Here is a 6,261-nt window from a genome sequence, read left to right as displayed (position 1 = left end):
CGTAAAATCACCCATTTAATCAACTTAGAAACAGAAAAAACTGTTAATCATAAGCAAGTTCAACAAAAATTAGGCTAGGTGTCACCGGTTCAATACCGACAACAAGCAGCCTAACAGAGGTATTTTTTATTCTGTCCCATTTATGGGGTACAGTGCCACAACAGATCATGATGGCTTTTTGTGCTAATTATTTGACTGAAGTATCCTCATGTTCTAACCAAAGCGGCGCAAAATAATCAATAAAGATAGCGCCTAATGGAGCTGTTATTAAAATAGATACAGTGGCGGCTATTAAAATTAAAGAACCACTAGCAATACCAGCCATTAATGGGAGTCCACCGAGGGAAGCTTGAACCGTAGCTTTTGGTAAATAAGCTCCCATAATAAAATAACGCTCTTTCTTTGCAAATGGTGTCTTTAAAATGGATAAAGCAACCCCCAACATACGGAAAATAAGGCCTATTACAATAATGATTACTATCGGCCAGCCCGCTTCTAAGGCTAAACTCGGATTGACAATCACTCCTAGGAAGACAAAGAGGAAAATTTCAGCAAACTGCCAAATTTTTTGATACGAGGCTGTTAAAGTGACAGCCCTTTGCGGCGCTTTCTTTTGCACAATTAGGAAAATCACTAAAACAGCAAGCACACCTGAATAAGGCAGGATGTCAGTTAATAAGCTCTCTAAACCAAGAACTAAAAAAGAAATAGCTAAAGAGACAATTAAAGCTTGTTGCCCTTCCCACTGATAGCGGTTTAAGAAATAACTTAAGCTATGCCCCACTAAAAACCCCAAAAATATTCCTGTGACTACTGAAATAGGTGCAGATAATACCGTTGATGCTGAAACACCTTGACCTTGAGCTAATTGCATAAAGGCTGCAAATAATACAAAAATTAAAATATCATCTGCTGTCCCGCCTGCTAAAATCATTTGAGGAATGGCCTGTTTAGTTCCTAATCCTCGGTCAATTAACCCCACCATTCTCGGTACTAATACCGCAGGTGATACAGCCGCCAGTACACTAGCTAATAAAAATGAATCAACATAAGATATGTTTAAAAGATAAGGTCCAATCAAACCAATAGCTAAAATTTCACAAATTGCAGGTAAAAAACACATTAAAATAGCTGGTCTTCCTACTTTAATTAAATCCGAAAATTTTAAAGTTAGTCCAGCTCTAATCAAAATAATCATCAAAGCAATTTGACGAATTTCTCCCGCCAAATGTGTTAATTCACCAGATAATAAATTGAAAACATTTGGACCTAAACAAATACCTAATACCAAATAGGCTAACAGTTTTGGTAAGTTAATTTTTTCGAATAGTTTTCCAAACAACCACCCCAATATCAAGACAAGCCCTAAACTCCACAACATTGCTTCTCCTCCTTTAAAATACAAAAACTTCTGTATGCCAAAAAAGCATACAGAAGTCATCAGCTAATTAGCGGTTTATCTACCTTGCTGAAGGTAAATAGGAAGTACTTCATTTCCTTTAAATCTTAGTTTACCCTATTCTATTTTGTTAGGCAAGCTAAACTTTTAAGAAAAGCAATAATTTTAAAAGGGTAATTTTATTTGCCAAATTCCTAGTTCGTGCTATAATTTTTATAGTATCGTTTTACGATGGATACTGGTTCGTTCATTTCGATCAGTAGGGTTTATCTGATGCCTATATCGTCGATAAAGAGCCTAGTTGAAACCTGATGTAGAGTCTGCAAAGGCTAAAAAGATTACTAGAAGCTCAGAGTTTTACCAAAAGAAAAATTAGCAAACAAAAAAAGCATCCATACCATCTTAAGATTGCCGTACGAGGTTAGCCTACGACACAAGCAGTCTTTTTTTGTGTCCTAATGAGACTTCGTGTAATAAAAATTAGGAGTGTAAATATGCTTAAGCGCTTTTTGAGTCGCTTTTTATTAAGTAAAAAAGAAATATTGGTTATTGCATTAGGAGCCTTTATCATGGCTTTTGGCTTGGTGAACATTCATATACCCGCTAAAATTACAGAAGGGGGTGTCATTGGTTTAGTTCTCTTCTGCTATCATTTCTTTGACTGGGAGCCATCTAAATTAAGTTTTTTAGCAGATATTACTTGCTACCTTATTGGCTTATCCTTATTAGGTAAAGATTTTATTCGCCGTGCCATTCACGCATCCTTTCTATTTGCTGTTTTCTATCGCCTTTGTCTTTGGATGGGACCTGTTCTTCCAAGCCTTTATGATAGGCCTTTATTAGCTGCTATCTTAGGAGGCGTTGCAATCGGCGTAGGATGTGGTTTATGTATCAGTCAAGGTTGTGCCGCAGGGGGCGATGATGCTTTGGCAATGGTTATTTCTGAGAGGGCCTACGTATCAATTACAAAAGCCTATTTGTTAACAGATGGCGTGGTTTTATTACTTTCACTGCTATATATTGCTCCACAACACCTGATCTTTTCTTTTATTACCACTTTAGTTTCATCAACAATTATTGGTCAATTCGAACTACATTTTCCTAGCTTTGAATTACCAAAAGCTTCATCCGTTGCTAAAGCCCAATAAAGGAGTGTGCCTATGACTTTAATTATTTTCTCCCCCAGTAAAGAGATGGATACGATAGTCGGTAATGATTTAATTCCTCAATCAGATCCCGTCCAAGCCATTATTAAAGAGCTTGTCTTAAAAGATACGACTGAGTTAGAAAAACTCTTTAAATGCTCAGCTGAGCTTGCTCAAGATATCTATCATCGTTATCAAGTCATTAATGAAAAAACAGCTCGTCAGGCTTATCAAGTCTATCAAGGTCTAGCCTTTCGGCAAATCGAATGGGATAAAATTGACTTGAACTATGCCATTGACCATCTGAAAATTCTGTCTGCTTTATATGGGCCAATCTCTCCCATTCAACCAATCAATCCCTACCGTTTAGACTTTAATACCTCGCTAAAAATCAAAAATCAAAGCTTGAAAAGCTTGTGGAAACCTCTTTACAATAATGTGTTCGAAGAACAAACCGTCATTAATCTCGCTTCTAATGAGTTTGCTTCTTTACTAGACCCTAAAAAAATGCAACTCATCCAGATTAACTTCTATAAAGATATAGAATTAGGTAAAAAGGCACCTTCAGCCACCAGTAAAAAATTGAGAGGGGCTCTACTCAACTATTTACTACAAACAAAATCTTTAGATTTAAATACCTTTAAAGCATTTAAGGCCTTTGAATATAGCTATGCCAATGGTGATTTCGAAAACAAAGAAATTAACTACTGTCTCAATTAGTAAAATATTCAAAATCTAAAACCCTCTTAAAACAACTTGATAAGGTGTTTAAGAGGGTTCTTATTTAAATCAATTTCATTTATCTGCTGGAAACTCTACAGATTTTACCTACATTTTAAACTATATTCTATAAAATCTTAGTTAAGAATAAATTTTGATTAAAATATCGTATTAATTATCTCCAGTAGATAGATAAAAAATTTCTTCAAATTTCTTATCGAGTGCTAAACATAGTAAATAGGCCAATTTTGCAGTTGGGTTATACTGACCTGTTTCTATTGAGGAAATAGTATTTCGAGATACTCCAACCATTTTTGCCAATTCTTCTTGGGTTAGTTTTAATTCTTTTCGTAAACCTTTTAGATTATTCTTTAGTTTTAACTTTTCATCCATAATAAAGATCCTTTAAAAAAACACTATTGCAACTAATCCCACTGTAAACAATAGGATAAACAAAAATAAATATTTTATTTCTTTCCTTGCAAAGTATTTATATAATTCTCCTACCCCAATTGAAAGACACAGCATGGCAAGAATATCCAAAAAAGGGAGATTCTGCGATTCTTTAATAGCGGAAATAAATGCAGCGATACCAATTAATGCCCTCGAAATCCAAACGCTCGATTTATCATTAACAAAAATCTCTCCCTCATCTTTTTTTCCTTTTGAGCCAGCTTTAAAAAATCATCTTTTTCCAAGTTTATCTCCCCTTTGCCATGTTTACTTTTCTTAAATTGTATATTTGCAAAGTTAACTTGTCAAGATAAAAATTTATTATCTTCAATAATTACGAAAAAACTATGAATTGATTGGCTCAAACATCTCCTTCGCATAAATCCTCTGACTTAGAAAGCTTTTATGAGAATAAAGCTTTTAACTACGCTTATATGAAAGGTGATTTCCAAAAGAAACAAATCAACTATTGCTTAATGAAATAAAATCATTATAAAAATCCCTTCTAACTACCTAGTACAGAGGTGTTTTAGAAGGGATATTAATTTAAATCAATTTCATCTGTTCTTCAGGAAATTCTACCGACTGTGCAAATTTAATATCATTGTATAAGTGACATGCCACAAAGTGACCCGGTTCAACTTCTCTGAGTTCAACTGGAGTTGTCTTACAAATCTCCATACAGTGTTTACATCTACCAGCAAAACGACAACCCTCTGGAGGGTTCACCGGACTTGGTACATCTCCTTCTAAGAAAATCCGCTCTCGTTTAACTCCAACTTTTGGAATCGGAATAGCTGAAAGTAAAGCTCTCGTATAAGGATGTAATGGATTTTCAAAAATCCGATCATAAGTACCTAATTCCACGATCTGACCAAGATACATAACAGCAATCCGGTCAGAAATATGCCGAACAACTGATAAGTCATGTGAAATAAAGAGATAAGTCAGACCAAATTCCTCTTGCAGTTGATCCATCAAGTTTAAGATTTGAGCCTGAATGGAAACATCCAAGGCAGAAACCGGTTCATCTAAAACAAGAAACTTCGGTTGAAGAATAAGTGCCCTAGCAATACCAATTCTTTGACGCCGTCCGCCATCTAATTCATGTGGGAATGAACCAGCTAACCGTCTAGCTAGACCTACCGTCTCCATCATTTTATACACTTTTTGCTCTAATTCAGCCTGGTTTCTTGTCAATTTATTAACACGTAAGGGCTCAGCTATTAAGTCAAAAGTGGACATCCTTGGATTAAGAGAAGAGTAAGGGTCTTGAAAAACTATTTGCATCTCTTGACGCATCAAGCGCATTTCTTTCAAGCCCTTGTATTCCATAATGTTCTTACCTTCAAGGTAAATCTCACCGGCCGTTGGTTCATGTAAACGAATAATGGCACGTCCTGCCGTAGACTTTCCACAACCAGACTCACCCACTAGACCCAAAGTCTCACCTTTTTTAATATCAAAACTAATATTATCAACCGCTTTTAAATCACCGGCTTTAGTGGGGAAATATTTTTTAAGATTACGCACACTAATCAATGCTTCTTGATTATTGTTAGTCAAGGTTTTCTCCCCCTTCCTGGTTATATAAATGACAAGCTACATAGTGACCAGGTTTTACTTCACGATATTCTGGAAATTTATACTTACAAATTTCCATGCAATGTTTACATCTTGGATGGAAGCGACAGCCTGACGGTAAATCCGAAGGGTCCGGTGTTGAGCCAGAAATGACTTTTAATTTATCCACATCTTCATCGGCACTTGGAATGGAATCAAACAAACCTCGCGTATAAGGATGCAGTGGTTCTTCATATAAACTCTCAACAGAAGCATGTTCCACAATCGTACCGGCATAAATAACCGATACATAGTCGCAAATTTCAGCGACTACACCTAAATCGTGAGTGATTAAAATCATTGATGTATCGTATTTATCTTTTAAATCTTTCATTAATTCTAGTACTTGTGCTTGAATGGTTACATCGAGAGCCGTTGTCGGTTCATCGGCAATAATTAATTCCGGATTACATGCAAGAGCCATCGCAATAACCACCCGCTGCTTCATACCACCAGAGAATTGATGTGGATAGTCATTCAATCTTTCTTTACGGATTCCAACTAACTCTAACATTTCTTCTGCTTTTGCAACGGTTTCTTCTTTAGTAAGATCTTGATGGAGTTCGATAACTTCCTTAATTTGATCTCCAACGGTCATTATCGGATTTAATGAAGTCATTGGATCTTGGAAAATCATCGAAATTTTATTGCCTCGGATATTGAACATATCCTTTTCTTTAACATTCATTAAGTCTTGATCTTCAAGTAAGATTTCACCTGAGGTAATCTTACCAGGAGGATCTTGAATTAATTGCATAATAGCTAAAGCCGTTGTTGTTTTTCCTGCACCAGTTTCTCCAACTAACCCCAAGGTCTCTTTCTTACCGATTGACAGATTCAAATTATTAACTGCGTATACAGTTCCTGAATCTGTCTCATATTGTACACTAACATTTCGTAAGTCTAATAATTCCACCATAA

General features: G+C 35.8%; 6 protein-coding genes, 1 pseudogene and 1 riboswitch. Of the genes and pseudogenes, 2 read left to right on the top strand and 5 right to left on the bottom strand.

Features of this window, described 5'->3' with window-relative positions; genetic code table 11:
* Positions 1-187 precede the first annotated feature (187 nt).
* Positions 188-1,381: a cation:proton antiporter gene (locus ACQV2T_RS03775; RefSeq protein WP_428876234.1), complete on the bottom strand. Its 1,194-nt coding sequence runs from the start codon at positions 1,379-1,381 to the stop codon at positions 188-190.
* A gap of 43 nt (positions 1,382-1,424) precedes the next feature.
* Positions 1,425-1,507, bottom strand: a riboswitch (Fluoride riboswitch).
* 386 nt (positions 1,508-1,893) lie between these two features.
* On the opposite strand from ACQV2T_RS03775, the gene ACQV2T_RS03770 reads away from it, so the two are divergent.
* Together ACQV2T_RS03770 and ACQV2T_RS03765 are read left to right on the top strand one after the other, a co-directional pair.
* The gene (locus ACQV2T_RS03770; protein ID WP_428893244.1) at positions 1,894-2,547 is read left to right on the top strand and encodes a YitT family protein; all 654 of its coding nucleotides are present in this window, start codon (positions 1,894-1,896) and stop codon (positions 2,545-2,547) included.
* A gap of 12 nt (positions 2,548-2,559) precedes the next feature.
* Positions 2,560-3,264: a YaaA family protein gene (locus tag ACQV2T_RS03765; protein WP_428873081.1), complete on the top strand. Its 705-nt coding sequence runs from the start codon at positions 2,560-2,562 to the stop codon at positions 3,262-3,264.
* 171 nt (positions 3,265-3,435) lie between these two features.
* Here the strand turns inward: ACQV2T_RS03765 and ACQV2T_RS03760 are convergent, their stop codons facing one another.
* The 4 genes and pseudogenes from ACQV2T_RS03760 to ACQV2T_RS03745 form a co-directional block, all read right to left on the bottom strand.
* Positions 3,436-3,657 (bottom strand): helix-turn-helix transcriptional regulator, encoded by a 222-nt coding sequence (locus ACQV2T_RS03760; protein ID WP_090289833.1) that lies wholly within the window; start codon positions 3,655-3,657, stop codon positions 3,436-3,438.
* Positions 3,658-3,669: 12 nt separating this feature from the next.
* Positions 3,670-3,915 (bottom strand): annotated as a pseudogene (locus tag ACQV2T_RS03755) (hypothetical protein); the annotation flags it as partial.
* A 348-nt stretch (positions 3,916-4,263) separates the two neighbouring features.
* The gene (locus ACQV2T_RS03750) at positions 4,264-5,283 is read right to left on the bottom strand and encodes an ABC transporter ATP-binding protein (RefSeq protein ID WP_428875065.1); all 1,020 of its coding nucleotides are present in this window, start codon (positions 5,281-5,283) and stop codon (positions 4,264-4,266) included.
* Entirely contained in the window at positions 5,276-6,259 is a 984-nt protein-coding gene (locus ACQV2T_RS03745; protein WP_428873078.1) for an ABC transporter ATP-binding protein, read from the bottom strand. The genes ACQV2T_RS03750 and ACQV2T_RS03745 overlap by 8 nt, the downstream gene beginning before the upstream one ends.
* Positions 6,260-6,261 lie beyond the last annotated feature (2 nt).

This window comes from Facklamia sp. P13069 (genome assembly GCF_050409405.1).
GTDB lineage: Bacteria > Bacillota > Bacilli > Lactobacillales > Aerococcaceae > Facklamia.
The sequence above is the reverse complement of the archived record's forward strand: the minus strand, read 5'-3'. Positions and strand labels throughout refer to the sequence as shown.